The 21,307-nt window shown below is 63.2% G+C and carries 18 protein-coding genes; 14 read left to right on the plus strand and 4 right to left on the minus strand.

Going from position 1 to position 21,307, the window contains the following annotated elements; translation table 11 throughout:
* Positions 1–138: 138 nt before the first annotated feature.
* The 3 genes from ACN6KF_RS26265 to ACN6KF_RS26275 all read right to left on the minus strand — a co-directional run bounded on the left by ACN6KF_RS26265 (position 139) and on the right by ACN6KF_RS26275 (position 2,471).
* Positions 139–693: a GNAT family N-acetyltransferase gene (locus ACN6KF_RS26265; protein ID WP_434959867.1), complete on the minus strand. Its 555-nt coding sequence runs from the start codon at positions 691–693 to the stop codon at positions 139–141.
* 66 nt (positions 694–759) lie between these two features.
* Positions 760–1,521, minus strand: coding sequence for an ABC transporter permease (locus tag ACN6KF_RS26270; RefSeq protein WP_434959868.1), 762 nt, complete (start codon positions 1,519–1,521; stop codon positions 760–762).
* Complete coding sequence (locus tag ACN6KF_RS26275) at positions 1,521–2,471, minus strand: ABC transporter ATP-binding protein (RefSeq protein ID WP_434959869.1); 951 nt, start codon at positions 2,469–2,471, stop codon at positions 1,521–1,523. The genes ACN6KF_RS26270 and ACN6KF_RS26275 overlap by 1 nt, the downstream gene beginning before the upstream one ends.
* 93 nt (positions 2,472–2,564) lie before the next feature.
* On the opposite strand from ACN6KF_RS26275, the gene ACN6KF_RS26280 reads away from it, so the two are divergent.
* The 11 genes from ACN6KF_RS26280 (at position 2,565) to ACN6KF_RS26330 (ending at position 16,566) form a co-directional block, all read left to right on the plus strand.
* A complete protein-coding gene (locus tag ACN6KF_RS26280; protein WP_434959870.1) occupies positions 2,565–4,376 on the plus strand; it encodes an amidohydrolase in 1,812 nt (603 codons plus the stop codon).
* Between the two features lie 154 nt (positions 4,377–4,530).
* The gene (locus ACN6KF_RS26285) at positions 4,531–5,592 is read left to right on the plus strand and encodes an ABC transporter ATP-binding protein (protein WP_434959871.1); all 1,062 of its coding nucleotides are present in this window, start codon (positions 4,531–4,533) and stop codon (positions 5,590–5,592) included.
* A gap of 240 nt (positions 5,593–5,832) precedes the next feature.
* Positions 5,833–7,503: a substrate-binding domain-containing protein gene (locus tag ACN6KF_RS26290; protein WP_434959872.1), complete on the plus strand. Its 1,671-nt coding sequence runs from the start codon at positions 5,833–5,835 to the stop codon at positions 7,501–7,503.
* Between the two features lie 219 nt (positions 7,504–7,722).
* On the plus strand, positions 7,723–8,829 hold the full coding sequence (locus ACN6KF_RS26295; RefSeq protein ID WP_434959873.1) for a carbohydrate ABC transporter permease: 1,107 nt from the start codon (positions 7,723–7,725) through the stop codon (positions 8,827–8,829).
* Positions 8,830–8,845: 16 nt separating this feature from the next.
* Positions 8,846–9,766, plus strand: coding sequence for a carbohydrate ABC transporter permease (locus ACN6KF_RS26300; RefSeq protein ID WP_434959874.1), 921 nt, complete (start codon positions 8,846–8,848; stop codon positions 9,764–9,766).
* A 140-nt stretch (positions 9,767–9,906) separates the two neighbouring features.
* Positions 9,907–10,212 (plus strand): cupin domain-containing protein, encoded by a 306-nt coding sequence (locus ACN6KF_RS26305; protein WP_434961305.1) that lies wholly within the window; start codon positions 9,907–9,909, stop codon positions 10,210–10,212.
* A gap of 179 nt (positions 10,213–10,391) precedes the next feature.
* Complete coding sequence (locus ACN6KF_RS26310; RefSeq protein ID WP_434959875.1) at positions 10,392–11,558, plus strand: phosphoserine transaminase; 1,167 nt, start codon at positions 10,392–10,394, stop codon at positions 11,556–11,558.
* Between the two features lie 115 nt (positions 11,559–11,673).
* Complete coding sequence (serA, locus tag ACN6KF_RS26315) at positions 11,674–13,263, plus strand: phosphoglycerate dehydrogenase (RefSeq protein ID WP_434959876.1); 1,590 nt, start codon at positions 11,674–11,676, stop codon at positions 13,261–13,263.
* A 72-nt stretch (positions 13,264–13,335) separates the two neighbouring features.
* A complete protein-coding gene (locus ACN6KF_RS26320) occupies positions 13,336–13,677 on the plus strand; it encodes an ADP-ribosylation/crystallin J1 (protein WP_434959877.1) in 342 nt (113 codons plus the stop codon).
* A gap of 165 nt (positions 13,678–13,842) precedes the next feature.
* Positions 13,843–14,700 carry a type 1 glutamine amidotransferase gene (locus ACN6KF_RS26325; RefSeq protein WP_434959878.1) on the plus strand — a complete coding sequence of 286 codons (858 nt, stop codon included), beginning with the start codon at positions 13,843–13,845 and terminating at the stop codon, positions 14,698–14,700.
* A 234-nt stretch (positions 14,701–14,934) separates the two neighbouring features.
* Positions 14,935–16,566 (plus strand): mucoidy inhibitor MuiA family protein, encoded by a 1,632-nt coding sequence (locus tag ACN6KF_RS26330; protein ID WP_434959879.1) that lies wholly within the window; start codon positions 14,935–14,937, stop codon positions 16,564–16,566.
* A 218-nt stretch (positions 16,567–16,784) separates the two neighbouring features.
* Here the strand turns inward: ACN6KF_RS26330 and ACN6KF_RS26335 are convergent, their stop codons facing one another.
* Positions 16,785–18,269, minus strand: coding sequence for a mannitol dehydrogenase family protein (locus ACN6KF_RS26335; RefSeq protein ID WP_434959880.1), 1,485 nt, complete (start codon positions 18,267–18,269; stop codon positions 16,785–16,787).
* A 640-nt stretch (positions 18,270–18,909) separates the two neighbouring features.
* Here ACN6KF_RS26335 and ACN6KF_RS26340 point away from each other — a divergent pair.
* The 3 genes from ACN6KF_RS26340 (at position 18,910) to ACN6KF_RS26350 (ending at position 21,273) form a co-directional block, all read left to right on the plus strand.
* Entirely contained in the window at positions 18,910–19,683 is a 774-nt protein-coding gene (locus ACN6KF_RS26340; protein WP_434959881.1) for a ferredoxin--NADP reductase, read from the plus strand.
* Between the two features lie 37 nt (positions 19,684–19,720).
* Entirely contained in the window at positions 19,721–20,134 is a 414-nt protein-coding gene (locus ACN6KF_RS26345) for a MarR family winged helix-turn-helix transcriptional regulator (RefSeq protein WP_434959882.1), read from the plus strand.
* A gap of 182 nt (positions 20,135–20,316) precedes the next feature.
* Positions 20,317–21,273, plus strand: a complete 957-nt coding sequence (locus ACN6KF_RS26350; RefSeq protein ID WP_434959883.1) for a sugar-binding transcriptional regulator — start codon at positions 20,317–20,319, stop codon at positions 21,271–21,273.
* Positions 21,274–21,307: the final 34 nt, after the last annotated feature.

Consider the following 21,307-nt stretch of genomic DNA (forward strand, 5'->3'; position numbering starts at 1 on the left):
TTGGCTCCGTGTGGGTATTCCAAGGTGGTCTCAAATTTGAGACCACCTTGCCACGTCATGGTTACGACGGTTGGCCATCCTGCTACTGCGCCAATGAGGGAATGTCGAGGACAGGAGCTCACGGCAACCCGGGCTTCGTCACCCCGCAGATCCTGCCTCGCTGCTGCCTTCCGCATCGACCTCTCCCAGCCAACCCTCGAACAGGGTGACGATGGAATCATGATAGCGGACGTCGGAACCGGCCTCGAGCCCGAGCCTGCGGGCGATCCTGATAGAAGCGGCGTTCTCCGGCGCGATGATCGCCGTCACCCTCCGGCCCGGATGCACGCTACGCGCCCAGTCGAAGGCCGCCCGGCTGGCTTCCAAGGCGATGCCCCGGCCATGGGCGTGGGAGGCGAACACCCAGCCTGCCTCCAGCGAGCCCACCAGGCTCGGCTCGATGTCGCGCATGGCGTCCTGGAAGCCGGTCATGCCGAGATAGCGCCCGTCTGCCTTTTCGATCACCGAGAAATAGCCGAAGCCGAAGAAGTGCCAGGTGCCATGGGCCTGCAGAAAGCGCTGCCACATTTCCTCCCGGCTGCGCTTCTTGCCCGAAATATGCCTGTAGACTTCCGGCTCGGCCCACATGGCGGCATGGGGCTCGAAATCGTCGAGAACGGGCTTGCGCAAGAGCAGGCGCGGCGTCTCAATCATCGTAAAATCTCGCTCTTCTATGAAATCACCCTGTGACGCCACTGCCGACCGGCGCCCGAAAACCCGTCAGACCTTGATCCGCCACCCGGTACGGAAGATCACCGCGATCGCGACCAGGCACAGCAGCATGAAGACCAGCGTCATGCCGAGGCTGAGCCCGAAGTCGACATCCGAGACACCGTAGAAACTCCAGCGAAAACCGCTGACGAGATAAAGAACCGGATTGGAATGGCTGACCCCCTGCCAGAAGTCAGGCAGCATCTTGATCGAATAGAAGCTGCCGCCCAGAAAGGTCAGAGGCGTGATGATCAGGGTCGGCACGATCTGCAGCTTTTCCCAGCCATCCGCCCAGATGCCGATGAGAAAGCCGAACAGGCTGAAGGTCACCGAAGTCAGCACCAGAAAGGCCAGCATCCAGAACGGGTGCTGGATGGAATAATGCGAAAAGGGCCAGGCGGTGATCAGGATGATGCAGCCCAGCAGGATGGATTTGGATGCCGCCGCGCCGACATAGCCGATGACGATCTCCACCACCGAGACCGGGGCCGACAGCACCTCGTAAATGGTGCCGATGAATTTCGGCATGTAGATGCCGAAGGAGGCGTTGGAAATGCTCTCGGTCAGGATCGCCAGCATGACCAGGCCGGGCACGATGAAGGCGCCGTAATTCACGCCGCCCACCGTGGGCATGTGGCTGCCGATGGCCGAGCCGAACACGATGAAATAGAGCGAGGTCGAGATCACCGGCGAGGCGATCGACTGCAGAAGCGTGCGGAAAGTGCGCGACATCTCGAAGACGTAGATCGCGCGAATGGCGTGAATGTTCATCAGTGCGCCCCCACCAGGCTGACGAAGATGTCCTCGAGCGAGGACTGGCTGGTCTGCAGGTCCTTGAAGCCGATGCCGGCTTCGCCGACGTCGTGGAGCAGGCGCGAGAGCACTTCCGGATCGTCCTTGGCATCGAAGGTGTAGATGAGCTGGTTGCCATTGTCGGCGATATCCAGGCGATAGGCGGCGAGGTCAGCCGGCACCGCATCGAGAGGCTGCTGCAGGCTGAGGGTGAGCTGCTTCTTGCCGAGCTTGCGCATCAGCTCGGCCTTGTCCTCCACCAGGATGATCTCGCCCTTGTTGATCACGCCGATGCGATCGGCCATCTCCTCGGCTTCCTCGATATAGTGGGTGGTGAGGATGATGGTCACGCCGTTCTCGCGCAGCCCGCGCACCATCTCCCACATGTCACGGCGCAGCTCGACGTCGACGCCCGCCGTCGGCTCGTCGAGGAAGAGGATGGTCGGCTCGTGCGAGAGCGCCTTGGCGATCATCACGCGGCGCTTCATCCCGCCCGACAATGCCATGATCTTGCTGTCTTTCTTCTCCCACAACGAGAGGTCGCGCAGGATCTTTTCCAGGAAGGCGGGGTTGGGTGGCTTGCCGAATAGGCCGCGCGAGAAATTCACCGTCGCCCACACCGTCTCGAAGGCATCGGTCGACAGTTCCTGCGGCACCAGGCCGATCTTGGTGCGGGCGGCCCTGTAATCCCCGACGATGTCATACCCGTCGGCGCGGATCGTGCCGCCCGAGGGATTGACGATACCGCAGATGATCGAGATCAGCGTGGTCTTGCCCGCCCCGTTCGGGCCGAGCAAAGCGAAGATCTCGCCGCGGCGCAGGTCGAGATCGATCCTTTTCAGGGCCTGGAAGCCGGACTTGTAGGTCTTGCTGACGCCGGACACCGCGACGATGACGTCCGCAGCGGACGGTGAATTGTTGGCTTTCATGACTGCCTCCCTGCGGGGAAATGGCGCCTTTCCAAACCAAGCGCAACCATGTTTCTTGAAAGATAGTGCGGAGTGGGAGGGGTCTTAGGGGGAATGAAGATGGTTAGCCATGGCCTGAAGGCAGGCTTGTTCGGCGCGGCTTTCACCGCGATTTCAGTGTTCGGCTCAGCGGGCGCCCGCGCCGAGGGGAGCGCCCCTGCCGACACGGTTTATCTCAACGGCACGATCTATACGGCGGACAGCAAGGACAGCGTGGCCGGGGCCCTGGCCGTGCGCGAAGGGCGCATCGTCTTCGTGGGCAGCAGCGGGGATGCCAAGCCCCATATCGGCCCACAGACCAAGGTGATCGATCTCGGTGGCCGTATGGCCATGCCGGGCCTGATCGACGGCCACATGCATCCCCTCGGCGGCGGCAAGAGCCTGACGGGCTGCAATCTCGCCTATGCCGCCCTCACCCTCGACCAGACCCTGGCGGCCATCCAGGCCTGCCTCGACCAGGAGACCAAAGCGGGAGACGATGACTTCCTGATCGTCAACAACTGGTTCCGCCAGAAGATGCTGCCCGCAGGCACCGACATGGCCCGCGGCGAGCTCGACAAGCTCAAGACCAAGCGTCCCATCCTGGTGATCAATTTCGACTATCACTCCAAGCTCGCCAACAGCCGGGCCCTGTCGCTCGCCAAGGTTAGCAAGGACACGCCGGATCCCAAGGACGGCAAGATCGTCCGTGACGCCGCCGGCGAGCCGACGGGCATGCTGGAGGATGGCGGCGACGCACTGGTGATGGCGGCGATGCCCAAGCTCTCGCCCGAACAGGAGGCGGAGCAGAATCTCGCTTTCGGGCGCACCGCCCTCGACGCCCTGCGCAAGGGTGGCATCACCAGCTTCCTCGAAGCGGCGGCCGAGCCGGGTGAGATGAACGCCTGGGCCACCTTGCAAAAGCGGGGCGAACTGACCGCGCGTGCCCATCTGGCCCCGAAAATTGCTACCGATACCGACCAGACGGCCGAAGCCCTGGTCAAGACCGTCAGCGACTACGCGGCTCGCTTCGATCAAGGACCGCTGCGGCCAGAACCGGGTATCACGCTGCGCAACGCCAAGATCTTCATGGACGGCGTCGTCCAGGCGCCGGCGCAGACGGGCTATACGTTGGCTCCCTACTTCGTCAACAAGGGCAGCGCCGACAAGCCGGACTGGCAGCCGGGCACGGTGAGCGGTTCGCTCTATGTCGCGCCCGACCGCCTCTCGCCTTTGCTGATCGGCCTCGCCGAGGCGGGAATCGATCCCCATCTGCATACCGATGGCGATGGCGCCGTCCATGTCACGCTCAATGCGATCGAGGCGATGCGCGCCAAGGTGCCCGGCAAGGACATCCGGCCGGCGCTGGCGCATAACGAAATGGTCGACCCGGCGGACCTGCCGCGTTTCGCCAAGCTCGGCGCCATTCCCGTCCTCTCCTTCCAATGGGGCGCGGCTTCGCCCGACCAGGTGGCCTCGATCAAGGAACAGGCCGGGCCGAAGCGCCTGCCCTTCGTCGAACCCTATGGGCAGATCTACAAGGCGGGCGCCCGCGTCGCTTTCGGCAGCGACTGGCCGGTCGATCCGCTCAACGAATGGTATGCCTTCCAGATCGCCGTCACCCGCAGCGACCCCAGCAATCCGGGCCGGCTCAATGCCGATCCCGGCCTGACCATCGGCCAGGCGCTCAGGGCGGCCACCATCGACGCCGCCTATGAGCTGCATCAGGACGAGGTCACCGGCTCGCTGGAGCCGGGCAAGTTCGCCGATTTGATCGTGCTCGACCGCAATCCGCTCAAGATCGCGCCGGAGGAGGTCTCCAAGACCAAGGTGCTGCTGACGGTGGTCGGCGGCAAGGAAGTTCATCGGGCAGAGGAGTTCAAATAGGGGGCAGTCGTGGCGGATTAGCCAGGCAGCTCCCGCAGGGAATGGTGCCATTCTCTCCGGCACATGGGAAAGAATGGCACCGACCTTGCCGAATGGCGAAGCATTCGGCTACCAATCTTCGTCCGACAAATCCAGGCAGAGGAAACCCCGCCGCATGGCCTCCGTTGATGTCATCGACGTCAAGAAATCCTATGGCACCCAGAAGGTCATTCATGGCGTGTCTGTCAGCATCGAGGACGGCGAATTCGTCACCCTGGTCGGGCCTTCCGGCTGCGGCAAGTCCACGCTGCTGCGCATGATCGCCGGCCTCGAGCCGATCACCGAGGGAAGCCTCAAGATCGGTGATCGCTTCGTCAACGACCTGCCGCCGCGCGATCGTGACATCGCCATGGTATTCCAGAGCTATGCGCTCTACCCGCATAAGACCGTGGCCGAAAACATGGGCTTCGCGCTCAAGATCCGGAAGACGCCGAAGACCGAGATCGACGAACGGGTGAAACGGGCGGCTGAGATCCTCGATCTCGGCCCCTATCTGGCGCGCTATCCACGCCAGCTCTCCGGCGGCCAGCGCCAGCGCGTTGCCATGGGCCGTGCCATCGTGCGCGCGCCCCAGGTGTTCCTGTTCGATGAACCGCTTTCCAATCTCGACGCCAAGCTGCGCGTGCAGATGCGCGCCGAGATCAAGGAACTGCATCAGCGCCTGAAGACCACCACCATCTATGTCACCCACGACCAGATCGAGGCCATGACTATGGCCGATCGCATCGTGGTGCTGCATGACGGCATCATCGAGCAGATCGGCTCACCCCTCGAGCTCTACGACCGCCCGGCAAACCTGTTCGTCGCAGGCTTCATCGGCTCGCCCGCCATGAATTTCATCAAGGGCCGGCTGGAAACCAGCCCGACGCCGCGCTTCGTCACCGATGACGGCATGGAGCTGCCCGTATCAGCCGTTCCGGCGGGGGGCGAGGGCCGGCGTGTCGTCTACGGCATCCGCCCCGAGCATTTTTCCCTCGGCGGCAGCCTGCAGGCCAGGATCAGCGTGGTGGAGCCCACCGGTGCCGAAACCCAGGTCTTCGCCCAGCTCGGCGAACAGCGGGTGCTCGGCGTCTTCCGCGAGCGGGTGACGGCCGGCTCGGGCGAAATCCTGGCGCTCCAGCCCGATCTGGCCGCCGTGCATCTTTTCGATGCCGAGACCGGTTTGAGGCTGAACTGAGATTTCCGGGTGCACGGACGTCCCGTCCGTTCTTGGAGCGATCGCGCTCGTTGCAGAAAAAGAACGGGCAAGATGCCCGTGCACCCGGAATGGTCTGACCTTTTTGTTGACGAGCAAACGAGGCCTTCCTAGCATCCGCACACTTCGCCACAACCAAGCGTTGTCGGAGCGGTTCGAAGAAACGTCCCTGCTGCGAAACAGCCAAGAATAAAACAAGCCATTCAGAACGGGAGAATCGACGTGAGAACGGAAGACTACAAGAATCTCCTCGCCCTGCAGGCGAGCCGCCGCGGGCTGCTCAAGGGCGCCGCCAGCGTCGGCGCTCTGGCTGCGATGGGCAGCCTGGGCGTCACCGCCGCCATCGAGCCGGCCCTGGCGGACGAAGCCAGCGACCTGCGCGCCAAGATCCTGCAAATCCCAGGGGTCGGCAAGGGTTCGCCCACCGATGCGGACTGGCAGAAGGTCGGCGAACTTTGCCTCAGCGCCACCAAGGCCTCCATCAAGGAAGGCGAATTCAAGGGCGTCGAGCTCTCCTTCATGGGGCTCAACAACCAGAACCTGCACAACCTCCTGTTCCGCGGTTTCCTCAAGCCCTGGGAGGCCTATACCGGCGCCAAGATCAACTGGATCGATCTCGCCCAGGCCGACTACAACCCTCGGCTGCAACAAGCCATCGCGACAGGCACGGTCGATTTCGACCTGCTCGAGATGGGGGCGCCCTTCGAGGGCGACGTCTGCGGCAAGGGCCTTGCTTCGGAAATGCCTGACTGGGTGAAGAAGCAGATCGACATGGACGATCTCGTCTCCTACCTCAAGCCACCCGTCGGCACATGGGACGGCAAGCAGTATCGCGTCACCATCGACGGCGACACCCACAATTTCAACTACCGCACCGACTACTTCAAGGACGAGGCCCTGGCCAAAGCCTGGAAGGAAGCCGGCAACACCACCGAATGGGCAGCGCCCCGCACCTGGCAGCAGGTGCAGGCGGTGACCAAATTCCTCAAGGGCAAGCAGGTCGACGGCCAGGATGCCTATGGCTATCTCGACGCCTGCAAGGCATGGGGCGGCTTCGGCTTCTATTTCCTCGGCAGCCGCGCCACCGCCTATGCCAAGCACCCCGACGACAAGGCCTGGCTGTTCGATATCGACACCATGAAGCCGCGCATCAACAACCCGGCCTGGGTGCGCGCCATCCAGGACGTGCTCGACGCCCTACCCTCCGAGCCCGCCGACCAGCTCAACGCCGACCCCAACACCACCGGCTTCCAACAGTTCCTCGGCGGCACCGGCTCGATGTGCGTGTGGTGGGGCGATATCGGTTCCAACGCCAAGACCAATGATTCCTCGGTCATCGGCGACAAATGCGGCTTCGACATCCTGCCGGGCTCGGACGATGTCTACAATGCCAAGACCGGCAAGTGGGACAAGCTGGCAAGCGGCCCGAACTTCGCACCCAACCTCGCCTATCTCGGCTGGGGCGTCTATGTGATGGCGCGCGTCGACAAGGACGAAAAGAAGCACAAGGCCGCCTGGAGCGCCGCCGCCCATCTCGGCGGCAAGGATCTGGCGCTGTGGACGGCGGTCTATCCCTCCGGCTTCCAGTGCTACCGCAACAGCCAGCACAATATCGAGGAGTGGGTGGCGGCCGGTTACGACAAGACCTTCATCTCCAACTATCTCGACTCGCAGTTCAACTCCTACAACCACCCCAACGGAGCGATCGAGCCGCGCATCCCCGGCATCTTCCAATATTACAGCCTGGCCGAGGACATCCTCGCCAAGATCTATGCCGGCCAGCTCAAGGCCCAGGAAGGCGCCGACCAGATCGCCGCGGCCTGGGAAAAGCTGACCGACCAGATCGGCCGCGAGAAGCAGATCAAGCTCTACAAGGCCTCGCTGGGACTGTAGGGTTAAGCACCCCCACGCCGATAAGGTACCTTCTCCCCTTGCGGGACCTGGCACTTTCCATGAAAGTGCCTTGGGTCCCGGCAGGGGGATGAAGGGTCTTGCGACCAATCCTGAGTCTGGCGGAGCCACCCCTCATCCGGCGCTTCGCGCCACCCTCTCCTGCGAGGGGAGAAGGCGGGAATCGCGCTTTTCAATCTCGTTTCGCGTCCTGGGGATCTGATGCCGCCGACCTCGTCTGCAACCGCCACACGCGCCTCCTCCTCCATCTCAGGCAGCCGCATCCTGCTTGGCCGGCTGCTGATCGGCCTGGCCTCCGTTCTCCTGGTCGTTGCCGCCCTGGTGCAGTTCCTACATGAAAAACAAGGCTTGGCTTTCGGCTTCGACAATTGGCGGCCCGTGCTCTACGCCTTCGTGCTGTGGTCGATGGCGCTCGGCGTCGGGCAGGTACTAATGCGAGGGGAAGCGGGCGAGCGCGCTTTGTTCATTCTGCCAGCCGTGCTGTTCACCGTGGCGATGGTGATCTTCCCCACCATTTTCGGCTTCTACATCGCCCTGACCGACTGGAACCTCTCCTCCTTCGCCGGCCAGCGCTTCAACGGCCTCGACAATCTCGTCGCGCTCTTCCACGACGCCGATTTCTGGAACGCCCTCGCCAACATGGTGTTCTACGTGCTGATGGTGCTGGTGGAATATGCCATCGCCTTCGGCCTCGCCCTCCTGCTCAACGCCGAGATCAAGGCCCGCAAATTCTTCCGTGTCGCCTTCCTCCTGCCTTTCATGCTCAGCCCCGTGGCGGTGAGCTGGATGGTCGGCAAGTCGATGATGGAATATCGCTACGGCCCGGTAGCCAAGCTGATGCGCGAACTGGGCTGGAAGAGCCCCTCCTTCTTCACCGATCCCTGGATCGCCCGCCTCTCGATCGAGGCGATGGACGCCTGGGTTTCGATTCCTTTCCTGATGATCCTGCTGCTGGCTGGCCTGCAGGCCCTGCCCAAGGAAGTGATGGAAGCCTCCAAGATCGACGGCGCCTCCGGCTGGCAGCAGTTCAAGGAGATGATCTTCCCCCTGATGCTGCCCGTCTCGATCACGGCGATCGTGCTGCGCATCATCTTCAAGCTCAAGCTCGCCGATATCGTGATCAACACTACCTCCGGCGGGCCCGGCGGGGCAACGGACACGGTATCGAGCTTCATCTACCGCGAATATCGGGACCGCTCGAATGTCGGCTACGGCACCATGCTGGCGATGTTCTATCTGGTGGCGATCATCGTCTTCGTCACCCTGCTTTTGAACGTTGCCAACCGCTTCATACAGCGCAGCAGTTGACCGGGAAGAGATCGACATGACGACGACAGCCATCCCGACCGCAGCGCCCCGCGACACCGCCTTCCGCCTGACCACCGTGCTCAGCCGCGTGCTGATCTATGGCGCGCTGATCGCCTGGGCCTTCATCTGCCTGTTTCCGATCTACTGGACGCTGACCACCTCGATGAAATCGGCTGTTGATGTCACCCAGGGGCATCTCATTCCCTGGCTCGACTTCCAGCCTGATTGGAAGGGCTGGCGCTCGCTCGGCCTTTCGCCCGATACGCTCGGCTCGACCTCGACGGTGCGCTCGGAATTCCTGTCGCGCTTCTTGAACAGCGTGATCACCTCGCTCGGCGCCTCGCTGCTCGCCGTGGTGATCGGCTCCCTGGCCGCCTATGGCCTCAGCCGCTTTCAGTACAAATTCGGCTGGATGCGCAACCGCGACATCTCCTTCTTCTTCCTGTCTCAGCTGATCCTGCCGCCGGTGGTGCTGGCCCTGCCCTTCCTGGTGCTTTACCGCGAGCTCGCTTTGCTCGACACCCGCATCGGCTTGATCCTGCTCTACACCCTCACCGTGCTGCCGATCGTGATCTGGATCATGCGAGACCAGTTCGACACTATTCCCACCGAACTCGACGAAGCCGCTTTGGTCGACGGCCTGTCGCTCTGGGGCGCCTTCTGGCACATCATCCTGCCGATCGCCCTGCCCGGGATGGTAGCGGCCTTCATCCTCGCGCTGGTGCTGACCTGGAACGAATATTTCTTCGCGGCCTTGCTGACCTCCTCGGATGCCAAGACCCTGCCGGTGATGGTGGCGAGCCAGACCGGCTCGCAGGGCATCAACTGGTGGTCGATGGCCGCGCTCGCCACCACGGCGATCGCCCCGCTCGCTTTGATCGGCATCTTCCTGGAGCGCTACATCGTCAAGGGCCTAACGGCCGGCTCGGTGAAGTGACGGGCAGTGCCCGGCCGAAATCCGTCGCTTTGCGATAAGGGCGTCACCGGTGGTCTGGTAGCTTCCGACCATCCACAACAGGAGTAATCGATTTGGCCCATCCCACCGTTTTCAAGTTTCCCGCTCCCGGCGCCGACCCGATGACCACCGACCTCGAAGGTTGGGTCGTGCGCGCCGGCTCGCCGACGATGAAGACCTGGGTGCAGCACACCTCGGCGGACGGAAAGATCATTTCGGGCACCTGGGCGGCGACACCAGGCACCTATCACGCCACCTATTCGGCCTATGAGTTCGTCCATCTCATCGAGGGCGAGATCATCATCACGCCCGACGGCGGCGAGGCAGTCACGCTCCGTCCCGGCGACGCCTTCGTCATCGAGGCCGACTTCAAGGGCGTGTGGGAGATCACCAAGCCCGTGCTGAAGCATTTCGTGGTGCAGGTCTGACAATACCAGGCGCGGCCGCGGCGTTTCTGCCACGGCCGCGCCGTCGAAAGGCTTACGTCAAAGTTTCCTGTATCCGACCATCAAAAGTCTCTTGACGCCATCCTCGCCGCAGCGCATACGGGCTGCGGGACATTCCTCCCCAACGAGGAACGCCCATCTGCGAGGATGGAGACATCGCGATGACACTGACAATGCCAGCGGCCAAGCCCGCTGTAGTCAACTTTTCGTCCGGCCCCTGCGCCAAGCGCCCCGGATGGACCCCCGACTCCCTCAAATCCGCCGCCCTCGGCCGTTCGCATCGTGCGAAGCTTGGCAAGACCAAGCTGGAACAGGCGATCGAACTGACCCGTGACGTGCTCGGCGTGCCGGCGGACTACCGCATCGGCATCGTGCCGGCTTCCGACACGGGTGCTGTCGAGATGGCGCTGTGGTCGCTGCTCGGCGCACGCGGCGTCGACGTGGTGGCCTGGGAGTCCTTCGGTGCCGAATGGGTCACCGACGTCGTCAAGCAGCTGAAGCTTGAAGATGCCCGCATCTTCAAGGCCGGTTATGGCGATATCGTCGACTTCCGCGAGATCGACGCCAGGAATCGCGACATCGTCTTCACCTGGAACGGCACCACCTCCGGCGTACGCGTACCGAACGCCGACTGGATCCCGGCCGATCGTGAAGGCCTCACCATCTGCGACGCCACCTCGGCCGCCTTCGCCCAGCGCCTCGACTGGGCCAAGCTCGACGTCACGACCTTCTCCTGGCAGAAGGCCCTCGGCGGCGAGGCTGCCCATGGCATGCTCGTCCTCTCCCCTCGTGCCGTCACCCGGCTGGAGAGCTATACGCCGGCCTGGCCGCTGCCCAAGATCTTCCGCCTGACCAAGGGCGGCAAGCTGATCGAGGGCATCTTCAAGGGCGAGACCATCAACACGCCGTCGATGCTCTGCGTTGAGGATTACCTCGACGCGCTGAACTGGGCCAAGGCCACGGGCAGTCTCGACGGGCTGATAGCCCGCGCCGACGCCAACCTCGCCGCCATCGAGCGCTTCGTCGAGAAGACGCCCTGGATCGACTTCCTGGCCAAGGATCCGGCCACCCGCTCCAACACCTCGGTGTGCCTGAAGGTGGTGGACGAGAGGGTGGCGGCGCTCGCTCCGGACGGACAGGCTGCCTTCGCCAAGGCGCTTTCTTCGGCCATCGAGGCGGAGAAGGCCGGGCTCGACATCGGCTCCTATCGCGACGCCCCTCCGGGCCTGCGCATCTGGTGCGGCGCCACGGTGGAGACCGCCGACGTCGAGGCCCTGATGCCCTGGCTCGACTGGTCGTTCCACAAGGCGATCGCCACACTTGGCTGATACTGGAGCGCGGACATCTCTGCGACATGCTGGCATGTCGTGATATCCGCTCTTCCTTGGACCCTCTCCGTTTCAAAATGCGGACAAAATGTCCGCGCTCCGCAGGAGCCTCCCCATGACCGCCCCCAAGGTTCTCATCTCCGACGCCCTGTCCCCCGCCGCCGTCCAGATCTTCAAGGATCGCGGCATCGAGGTCGATTTCCAGCCTGCCCTCGGCAAGGACAAGGACAAGCTCGCCGAGATCATCGGCAATTATGACGGCCTCGCCATCCGCTCGGCCACCAAGGTCACCGCCGCCATCCTTGCCAAGGCCACCAATCTCAAGGTGATCGGCCGCGCCGGCATCGGCGTCGACAATGTCGACATCCCGGCCGCCACGGCCCGCGGCGTGATCGTGATGAACACGCCCTTCGGCAATTCCATCACCACCGCCGAGCACGCCATCGCCATGATGTTCGCGCTGGCCCGCGAGATTCCCGCCGCCGACGCCTCCACCCAGGCCGGCAAATGGGAGAAGAACCGCTTCATGGGCGTCGAGATCACCGGCAAGGTGCTCGGCATCATCGGCTGCGGCAATATCGGCTCGATCGTCGCCGATCGCGCCGTGGGCCTGAAGATGCGCGTGATCGCCTTCGATCCCTTCCTGAGCGCCGAGCGGGCGCTGGAGCTCGGCGTCGAGAAGGTCGAGCTCGACGACCTGCTCGCCCGCGCTGAAATCATCACCCTGCACACGCCGATGACGCCGCAGACCCGGAACATCCTGTCGCGCGAGGCGCTGGCCAAGACGCGCAAGGGCGTGCGCATCATCAATTGCGCCCGCGGCGGCCTGGTCGACGAGGAGGCGCTGGCCGAGCTCCTGAAATCGGGCCATGTCGGTGGCGCTGCCTTCGATGTCTTCATCGAGGAGCCGGCCACGGCGAACCCGCTATTCGGCCTGCCCAACGTGATCTGCACGCCGCATCTGGGCGCCTCCACCTCGGAAGCCCAGGAGAACGTCGCCTTGCAGGTCGCCGAACAGATGTCGGACTATCTGTTGCGCGGCGCCATCTCCAATGCCGTCAACTTCCCCTCGATCACGGCGGAAGAGGCCCCGCGCCTGAAGCCCTATATCTCGCTTGCCGAAAAGCTCGGCTCCTTTGCCGGCCAGCTCACCGAGACCGACATCAAGACCATCCGCATCGTCTATGAGGGCGATGTCGCCCATATGAAGATCAAGGCGCTCACCTCCGCCGCGGTGGCGGGTCTGCTGCGTCCGGCTCTGGCCGACATCAACATCGTGGCTGCTCCCAGCGTGGCGCGCGAACGCGGTATCGTCATCGAGGAAACCACGCGCGAAAAGACGGGCGACCACGACAGCCTGATCACGCTCGAGGTCGAGACCGAGAACCTGACCCGAGCCGTGGCCGGCACCATCATCGCCGGCACCAAGCCGCGCATCGTGCAGATCAAGGGCATCAATGTGGAGGCGGACCTCCTGCCGCGCATGCTCTACATCACCAACCATGATCGCCCCGGCTTCATCGGCCGCATCGGCACGCTGCTCGGCGAGAACGGCATCAACATCGCCCATATGCAGTTCGGGCGCGATTTCGAGGGCGGCAATGCCATCGCCCTGGTCGGTATCGACCAGGTGGTGAGCGAAACCCTGCTCAAGGAAATCAACACCATCCCGAACGTGGTGCAGGTGAAGGCGCTGACCTTCTGAGGCTACGATAGCCATCTACGATCGGCCGGTGCCCGCTGTGTTGAACGGGGCATCGGCAAGGATAGGGACGACATGGCTGGGGTAACATTGTGGCGTCCCGTCGGTCCGGCGGAATTGGCGCTGATCCAGGCGAGCGACATGAAGACGTTTCCTCCGCGCCTGCCCGATCAGCCCATTTTCTATCCGGTAACGACGCGGGCCTATGCCGTGAAAATAGCGCGAGACTGGAATGTGCCGGCCAGCGGGTCCGGCTTCGTGACCCGTTTTGAAGTCGACCAGGCCTTCCTTGAACGCTATGCGATCCAGGATGCCGGCGGCAAGGATCATCAGGAATACTGGATCCCGGCGGAGGATCTTCCCGCCTTCAATGCCGCCATCGTCGGTGGAATCGAAATCGTCGACTCCTTTCCCTGAGCGAAGCCCCGCTCAGGCGGGTTCGTGCCGAGAAATGTTCGAGGCACGCATACCAAACGCTTCATTTTGCCGCCCCAATCCCCATCTTGTATGGATCATTACTCTTTCCCGCCGGCCCGCGGACTGCTAAACCCGGTCGCGGCAAAATGTGATCACAGGTGAGCGATGCGTCTCCTCGTCGTCGAAGGCAATGTCCGTGCAGCGCGTGAACGTCACCGCGCGACCTACGGCCTTACGCCGTCGGAATCCTATGCGGCAGTGCTGAAGAGCCTGGCACCGGATGCAGTCTGCGACATCGCTATGCCCGCCGACGAAGGCACCAACCTGCCAGATGCCGCAGGCCTGGAAAGCTATGACGGCGTCGTCATCACCGGCTCCGGCCTCAACATCTGGAAGGCCGAGCCGGAATCGATGCGCCAGGTCGAACTGGCCCGCGAGGTCTACAAATCCGGCACGCCCTTCTTCGGCTCTTGCTGGGGCCTGCAGGTCGCCACCGTCGCCGCCGGCGGTTCGGTGCGGGCCAATCCCAAGGGCCGCGAGGTCGGCATCGCGCGCGACATCACGCTGACCGCCGAGGGACGCGACCACCCTCTCTACACCGGTAAGGCACCTGTTTTCACCAGCCCCTGCGTGCATGGCGACGAAGTCGAAGCCCTGCCCGAGGGCGCCATTGTGCTCGCCAGCAATGCGGTGAGCGACGTGCAGGCTGTTGACATCAGCCATGACGGCGGCCGCTTCTGGGGCATTCAGTACCATCCCGAATTCTCGCTCAACGAGTTGACGGTGATCATGCGGCGCTACAAGCCGACTTTGCTCGCCGAAGGCTTCTTCCGCGACGACGAGGCTGTTGATCGCTGGGTGGCCGATCTGGAGGCGCTGGTCTCCGACAAGCGCCGCACCGATATTTCCTGGCGCTACGGCATCGGCCCCGACATCCTCGACGCCCGCCGCCGGCTGAGGGAGATCGAAAACTTCATCGAGCTGCGCGTGAAGCCGGTGATTTCCGAGCGCGGTCGCGGCTGACCTGAAATTACCGCATTCGATCGGTGCTGTGTCTCCGATCGCAATGCAACTTTGGTGTGCCGATCTACTGATCGGCATTCTCGAACGCGGCGCGTTTCGCTGAAGGAATGCCGATCAGGAGATCGGCACACCATGCTTCCGGCGCCCTTGTTCCCGTCGATACAGCCTAACGTTGCGGCCGCCATCGCGCCGCAATCCTGCTTTTTCATGGCGGTCCCGCAATGGAGATCCGTCATGTCCGCCGTCCCTCGCCTCGCTCTTACCGCCTTTCTGCTACTGGGCACCACGCCGGTCTTCGCGGGAGATCTGGGAGTGCAGTCGAAGATCGATGCCGTGGCTGTCTATCCCGACGGCGCGACGGTGACGCGCATCATCGAGTTCGACATTCCGGCAGGCGAAACCGTGCTGGTTACCAAGGACCTGCCCGTCGGTCTCGATGCCGCCTCGATCCGTGTCGACATGCGCGAGGCTTCCGGCGTCTCGCTCTCGGGAACCGATCTCGCCGACGCTCTGCTTGACGGTCCCGTTCCCGATGCCGCTGCCACCGGGGCCCTGCGCGATCTCAAGGACAAGCGCGAAGGCCTTGCCGGGATCGGCAAGGCTCTGCTGGCCAAGCGCGGCCTCATCGAGCGTTTTGCCAATGGCGCCACCTTCAATGCCACAAAGGAAGGCAGCAATGTCACCGCCCTGCGCGGTGCCTGGAATGCGGTCGGCGACGATATGACGGAGGTCAACGAGGCGCTACGCCAGAATGCCGTCAAGATCCGCGACCTCGACGAGGAGATCGCCAAGCTCCAGAGCCAGCGCGACGGCCGCCCGGAGGGCCAGAAGCGCACGCAACTTCGCCTCTCAGTCAATGCCGAGCAGGCCGCGAAAGGCCGCATCGCCGTCTCCTATCTGATCGGCAATGCCGGCTGGTCACCGCTCTACGATGCCCGGCTCGACAGCGAGAAGGGTGAGCTCGAACTCGTCAGGCGAGCCAAGGTCATGCAAGCGACCGGCGAAGATTGGAGCGACGTTGCGCTCACCATCTCGACCGCCCGAGCCACTTCGGGCGCCGCGCCTCCCAAACTCGCCAGCTATGTCCTCAATTTCCAACCCGACTATTTTGCACTGCCGGTCGACGCCCTGGCCCGCAATCGCGCTGAAGAGAGCGAGGCGCGCCCAGCGCCGCCGGCTGCCGTGGCAAAGCAAGCCCAACCGAGGCCGGGACGGGAAACCGAGGCGAAATTGAACACGGCCGGCTACCAGAGCGTGTGGACCCTTCCCGCCCGCGCCAGCGTGCCCTCGGGCCCCGGCTCGAAGGCGCTGCGTCTCGCCTCCGCCAAGCTCACCCCGGACATCGTGGCGCGAGCCGTGCCCTCCCTGCAGCAGACGGCCTTCCTCGAAGCCAGTTTCAGCAACGGCGAGGACACGCCGCTCTTCCCGGGTTCCGTCTCGATCTATCGTGACGGCCTCTATGCCGGCCAGACCGCCATGCCGCTCGCCACCAAGGGAGAACCCGTCCGCCTCGGTTTCGGCGCCGACGATCGCATCAAGGTGGAACGGGCCGTGACGCGCAAGGTGGAAAGCAATACCGGCATCACCCGCCCCACCACCAGCGAAAGGCGCGACTACAAGATCAGCCTGCGCAATGGCCGCCCCAACGCCATCAAGCTCTCGATCGAGGAAGCCCTGCCGGTGGCCGAAAACAAGGACATCAAGGTGGAGGCCTCAGCCCAGACGACGCCGCCGACCCAGCGCGATGCCGACAATCGTCGCGGCGTGCTGGTATGGACGGTGGATCTCGCCGCTGGTGCCACCAAGGATATCAATTTCGGCTACAAGGTCACCTGGCCGGGCGCCGAAACGATCAACCTGGATTAGGCCCTATAAGAATAGAGCGCGGACCAGCCTTCTCCCCTTGCGGGTATCGTCCACTCCACTTGGAGTGGACCGGGTGCCCCGAAGGGGCGGATAAGGGGAGATACACCACTTTGCAGAGGACGAGCTGACACCCCCTCATCCCCCTGCCAGGATCCAAGGCACTTCCGCCGGAAGAGCCAGGTCCCGCAAGGGGAGAAGGAGAACGCCATAATTTACTCTCAAGCCGTCTCGACCAGCAGCGCGTCCAGGGTCTGGCCGGCGGAGGTCGCCTGGATGGAGGCGACATAGCCGGCATAGAGCTTGGCGAATTCCATATGCTCGGCAAGGCCAAGCTTGGCGAAGGGGCTGGTGCGCAGGAGGTCGAGCGGATTGCCGCCGCGGACGAGCTCCCAATCTTGCTCGCTGAGGCGCGGCTCCACCACATCAAACGCCTCGCCCCTGTCGTCCTTGCCGGTCAGATAGGCCCCGAAACAGGCAAGGAAAAAGGCTTCGCGCCGGAGATCGCCGCCGTCGGCCAGCAGCATCTCCAGCGTCCTGGAGTGGAAAACCGGGATCTTGGCCGTGGTGTCGAAAGCGATGCGCAGCAACTGATCGTTGATCGCTGGATTCGAGAAGCGCTCGAGTACCGCGTTCTTGTAGTCCTCCAGCGAAACGCCCTTCGGCCCCTCGATGCGTGGAATGGCATCGCGGTCGAGGAAAGTCTCGAGCAACCGATGGAGGCGCTTGTCGCCGAGCGCCTCATGCACGATGCGATAGCCCATGAGAATGCCGGGCATGGCGAGCAGGATGTGCGAAGCGTTGAGCATGCGCCCCTTCATGAATTCGAAGGTCGGCACGTCGTCGCGCATTTCCACCCCGACTTCCTCGAAAGGCGGGCGTCCGGCGCGGAAGTCGTCCTCCAATACCCATTGGCTGAAGGTTTCACCCAAGGCCGGCACGGCGTCGTCGATACCGCTGCGCTGGTTGAGGCGATCCTTCACCTCGGGCGGGATCTGGGGCGCGATGCGATCGACCATCGAGTTGGGGAAGTCGACCTCGGCCTCGATCCAGGCCGCGAGTCCGGCATCACGGGCGCGGGCGAAGGAAACGATCGCCTTGCGCGCCGTATCGCCATTGTGCCGGAGATTGTCGCAGGACATCACCGTGAAAGGTCCTGTCCCCTGCTCGCGCCGGCGGCGCAAGGCCTCGACGATGAAACCGAAAGCCGTGCGCGGGGCGCCACCGGCCAGGTCGAGGGCGACCTCCGGGGTATCGAGCTTGAACACACCGGTGGTCTCGTCGAGATTATAGCCGCCCTCCGTGATCGTCAGCGAGGCGATGCGAGTATCGGCATGGGTGAGGCGCATCAGCACCGCTTCGGGATCGTCGGGCGCATGCAGATAATCCACCATGGCTCCAACAACCCGAGTGTTCGCCGAACCGCCGGGTGCATATTCGGTGACGGTATAGAGGCAGTCCTGGCCACGATAGGCCTCGGCCTTGGCCCGGGTGGCCGGAGCGTCGATCAGCTCGACGCCGCAGATGCCCCAGCCCTCATTGCCGGGCCGATGCAGGCAGCGATCGACATAGACGGCCTGGTGGACCCGATGGAAATTGCCGAGGCCGAAATGCACGATACCCGGGCGCACGGCGGAACGATCATACCCGGGAACGGCGATGGCAGCGCCGAGGTTTCCAAGGGTTTTCAAGGAAAGCTTCTTCAAGATCGTCTCCATGATGGCGGCGGCAGCCGCGACCCGGCGCCGTCTGACGTGAGGTCGAGCCGGCAAGACGAGCCTGCCCGAGCCTCCATGCTGGGGTTGGTGGATCCCGGATCGGGAACGGGGCTGCCCCTCCTGTTCTCGTCCGGCCGTAGCGTTTTGCGATTTGGTGGAATCACCAAGAATCGCAAAGATGCGTTCAAGCAAAGAACTAGGGCAAACCAGCGTTTCCGCCGAAACGCCCCTTGCTCTAGGAGCGGCAACGCCTGACCGCAATTCGAAGGCGTGCCTGCAACAACGCCATACTTGGCCTTGCTTCCCAGATTTTGGCAAGAGCTTGTTGCAGACGATCACTTTATCCATGTCGAAAATTCGTTTGCACACTAACGAATTTTCCCTAAAATTATCACCTCCACCGTGGATCGGCTCTAATTCACGCAATTCCTTGTTTATTTATTTGATTGCCAGATTATTTGCGGATATCTCCACGGTGAGAATGAGTGACGACCTAGGCAGAGTTTCCTGGCGAGGCCCCCGGATGGGCCTCGCCAGGAAACTCTGCAGATGTTTGATACATTGCAGCTCCTCCTGATCGTGGCCATGCCCGATCTGGAGAAAGCTGCTTAGCGGCGAGGCAGCCAGGATGAGCAATTTCAACGAAGAACGGGTTCTGAGCGTTCATCACTGGACCGACAAGCTGTTCAGTTTCACCACGACGCGTGATCCGGGCTTCCGCTTCGAGAATGGTCAGTTCACCATGATCGGCCTGCCGGTCAATGGCCGCCCGCTGCTACGCGCCTATAGCCTGGTCAGTGCCAATCACGAAGAGACGCTCGAATTCTTTTCCATCAAGGTGCAGGATGGGCCGCTCACCTCCCGCCTGCAGCATCTCAAGGAAGGCGATGCCATCATCGTCGGACGCAAGGCCACCGGCACGCTGCTGCTCGACAACCTCAAGCCCGGCCGCCACCTCTATCTCGTCGGCACCGGCACCGGCCTTGCTCCCTTCCTCAGCCTGATCAAGGATCCGGAGACCTATTCCCGTTTCGAGAAGATCGTGCTGATCCATGGTTGCCGCCAAGTCCAGGAACTGGCCTATGGCGAACGCATCACCCATGAGCTCCCCGCCCATGAATTCCTGGGCGAGTCGGTCCGCGAGCAACTGATCTATTACCCCACGGTGACGCGCGAGGCCTTCCGCAACACCGGCCGCATCACCGACCTGATCAAGTCCGAAAAGCTGTTCGAGGATATCGGCTTGCCCCCGCTCGACATCGAGCAGGATCGCGTGATGATCTGCGGCAGCCCCGAAATGCTGCGTGATCTCAAGGTCCTGCTGGAGGAGCGCGGCGCTGTCGAAGGCAATCATGGCGAGCCAGGCGATTTCGTGATCGAAAAGGCCTTCGTGGACAAGTAGGCTCGGCGTCCGACACCCGATTCGCCGCCAGGATGCCATGACCGATTACAGACTGGACGATCAGATTGGCTTCATTCTGAGGCAAGTCTACCAGAGGCATGCCGTTCTGTTTTCCGATGGTCTGGGTGAGGATCTGACGCCGATGCAATGGGCGGTGCTGGCCAAGCTCGCCGAGCTCGGCACCTCCTCCCAGAATCTCCTGGGCCGGCTCACCGCCATGGATGTCGCCACCGTCAAGGGGGTGGTGGAGCGGCTGTCTCGTCGCGGCCTGATTGAAACCAGGCCCGACGCCGAGGATCGCCGCCGCCTCGTCGTCTCCCTGTCGGCCTCCGGGCAAGCCCTTTATGCCCAATTGGTAGCCCGGGCAGCAAAGGTAACCGACCAGACCCTGGCACCCTTGAGCGAAACCGAGCGGGACGCCCTGCTCGGCCTGCTGGGCAAACTGCGCTAGGCCGCCGCCCGCCCGCCAACAATGCCTGCACGCATGCCAAGGCTCGCTTCCATCGCCGCCGGAATCAAAATCGTACCTCTGAGCGACAGCAAGCTTGCGTTGGTGGGCGATGAATGCATTCTAGGTTATAAAACTGGGCGTTCGCAACCAGCCTGGGCAAATACTCGGAGGTATGGGACATCATGAGCGACCTGGGAGACCTGCAAAACCGCAAGCTCGACCTCGCCACCCGCGCCGCCTGGCTCTATTATATCGACGGAGCGACCCAGGACGAGATCGCTACCCAATTCGACATTTCGCGCCAGAGCGTGCAGCGTCTGGTCGCGCTCGCGGTCTCGGAACGGGTGATCGAGTTCCGCATCCAGAGCCCCATCGCCGAATGCACAGCCCTGGCCAAGCAATTGCGCGAACGCTACGGACTGACCATCTGCGAGGTCGTGCCGAACGGCCTGCATGATCCCCTGGCGGCCGTGGGCCTCGCCGCCGCGCAGATCCTCGAGACCCAGTTCGGTCAGCGCGGTTCGGGTGTTTTCGGCTTTTCGACCGGCCGTACCCTGCTGCGCATGGTCCGCGAGATCTCGGCCAAGCCGCGCCCCGATCTCAAGATGGTGTCTATCGTCGGCAACGCCGCCCGTGATGGCTGTGTCAGCCCCTTCGAGATCGCCATGCGCCTAGCCGACAAGCTCGACGCCAAATGCTACCCGCTGCAAATGCCGGTGCTCGCCGACACCATCGAGCATTGCCAGTCCCTGCGAAGCCAGCCGGTACACACTCTGCTGCAGGAACTGGTGGAGACGGCACGGGCCGTCTATGTCGGCGTCAGCGACGTCAGCTACGGCTCCCCGATTCACCAGGACGGTTTCGTCCTGGAATCGGAGATGCATTATCTGCTTGAGAACGGCGCAATCGGCGAAATCGCCGCCTGGCCCTTCGATCGTAATGGCCGCATCTTGCAGAACGATTACACCGAACGCCTCCCCGGCTTCCGTCCCGACCGGCTCGCCCGCCTCGTGCCGGTGGTCGGCGTCGCCGCCGGCCAGCGCAAGATCGCCCCGATCCGCGCCGCCCTGAACGGCGACTTGCTTTCCGGCCTGATCACCGATGAACAGACGGCCGCTGCCCTGCTCGAGCAGTCCTAAAGCAAATCGCGTTCAGGCTTAACGCTTTTTCGCG

Origin of the sequence: Labrys methylaminiphilus subsp. lupini (genome assembly GCF_051161885.1) — a bacterium.
Lineage (GTDB): Bacteria > Pseudomonadota > Alphaproteobacteria > Rhizobiales > Labraceae > Labrys.

Bases quoted from the DNA above. Each gene is read 5' to 3' on its own strand.
- ACN6KF_RS26270 (WP_434959868.1), bottom strand. From the start codon at position 1,521: ATGAACATTCACGCCATTCGCGCGATCTACGTCTTCGAGATGTCGCGC.
- ACN6KF_RS26330 (WP_434959879.1), top strand. From the start codon at position 14,935: ATGTCCGCCGTCCCTCGCCTCGCTCTTACCGCCTTTCTGCTACTGGGC.
- ACN6KF_RS26340 (WP_434959881.1), top strand. From the start codon at position 18,910: ATGAGCAATTTCAACGAAGAACGGGTTCTGAGCGTTCATCACTGGACC.
- ACN6KF_RS26350 (WP_434959883.1), top strand. From the start codon at position 20,317: ATGAGCGACCTGGGAGACCTGCAAAACCGCAAGCTCGACCTCGCCACC.
- ACN6KF_RS26320 (WP_434959877.1), top strand. From the start codon at position 13,336: ATGGCTGGGGTAACATTGTGGCGTCCCGTCGGTCCGGCGGAATTGGCG.
- ACN6KF_RS26275 (WP_434959869.1), bottom strand. From the start codon at position 2,471: ATGAAAGCCAACAATTCACCGTCCGCTGCGGACGTCATCGTCGCGGTG.
- ACN6KF_RS26345 (WP_434959882.1), top strand. From the start codon at position 19,721: ATGACCGATTACAGACTGGACGATCAGATTGGCTTCATTCTGAGGCAA.
- ACN6KF_RS26285 (WP_434959871.1), top strand. From the start codon at position 4,531: ATGGCCTCCGTTGATGTCATCGACGTCAAGAAATCCTATGGCACCCAG.
- ACN6KF_RS26310 (WP_434959875.1), top strand. From the start codon at position 10,392: ATGACACTGACAATGCCAGCGGCCAAGCCCGCTGTAGTCAACTTTTCG.
- ACN6KF_RS26295 (WP_434959873.1), top strand. From the start codon at position 7,723: ATGCCGCCGACCTCGTCTGCAACCGCCACACGCGCCTCCTCCTCCATC.
- ACN6KF_RS26265 (WP_434959867.1), bottom strand. From the start codon at position 693: ATGATTGAGACGCCGCGCCTGCTCTTGCGCAAGCCCGTTCTCGACGAT.
- ACN6KF_RS26325 (WP_434959878.1), top strand. From the start codon at position 13,843: ATGCGTCTCCTCGTCGTCGAAGGCAATGTCCGTGCAGCGCGTGAACGT.
- ACN6KF_RS26300 (WP_434959874.1), top strand. From the start codon at position 8,846: ATGACGACGACAGCCATCCCGACCGCAGCGCCCCGCGACACCGCCTTC.
- serA (WP_434959876.1), top strand. From the start codon at position 11,674: ATGACCGCCCCCAAGGTTCTCATCTCCGACGCCCTGTCCCCCGCCGCC.
- ACN6KF_RS26305 (WP_434961305.1), top strand. From the start codon at position 9,907: ATGACCACCGACCTCGAAGGTTGGGTCGTGCGCGCCGGCTCGCCGACG.
- ACN6KF_RS26280 (WP_434959870.1), top strand. From the start codon at position 2,565: ATGAAGATGGTTAGCCATGGCCTGAAGGCAGGCTTGTTCGGCGCGGCT.